Source organism: Ralstonia sp. VS2407 (genome assembly GCF_052950655.1).
This window is the reverse complement of record NZ_JBRFVG010000053.1, coordinates 1-742: the sequence shown is the minus strand read 5'-3', so window position 1 is coordinate 742 and position 742 is coordinate 1. Positions and strand designations below refer to the sequence as shown.

The following is a 742-nucleotide window of genomic DNA, read 5'->3' as shown; positions in this document are numbered from 1 at the left end:
CGACCGGGGGGCCCGCCTGCGCGAGTTGCGCGGCGAGCTCGGCGGCGGCCGTCGCGTAGCCGAGGAACAGCATCCGCGAGCCTTCATCGTCGACGAAATGGCAGCACGGCATCCCGGCGGCCTGCCGCCGCCCGGCGTCCACCGCTTTCGCATAATCGCCCGCATGCTCGACGACTTCCACGCCGCGCGTGCGCAGGCGCGCCTTCTTCCACGCCTTCGCATCGGCCGACATATGCACGACGGTGCGGAACCCGAGCGCCGACGCGAGCATCCCGATGCTCAAGCCGAGATTGCCGGTGCTGCCGACCATCACCGTATGACGCGCGAACCGCGCACGCGCCGCGCCGCTCGCGAGCGCGCGCCGGTCGGTGTCGGCGCCCGCGAGGCCGTGCCGCTCGGCGATCGATTCGGCGAGCGCGAGCACCTCGTGAAAACCGCCGCGCGCCTTGATCGAGCCGGCCACCGGCAATACATCGTCGCGCTTGACGTACCACGCGCCCGCCTGCGCATGGGCGGCTCGAGCGGCGCGCTTCAACGGCTCGGCCGGCTGCAACGGCGATGCGATGAGCCCGCCCGACGGCCGCAATTCGGCAAATAGCTCGGCCAGCAAGCCGGCGCAGCGGCGCAGGCGCGCGTCGGCATCGGCGAGATCCGCGGCGGTCGGCGCGAAGTCCGGCAGCGGCATGCCTTGATGCGGATTGAGCCACAGCGTCGGCGAATGCGATTGAAGCTGAGCTAATAG

At 71.4% G+C, this 742-nt stretch carries 1 protein-coding gene; it reads right to left on the bottom strand.

All coding sequences use genetic code 11. The features are described 5' to 3' along the window. The coding region (locus tag ACU8YE_RS23750) for a D-serine ammonia-lyase (RefSeq protein ID WP_446929782.1) at window positions 1-742 on the bottom strand (742 nt) is incomplete at both ends.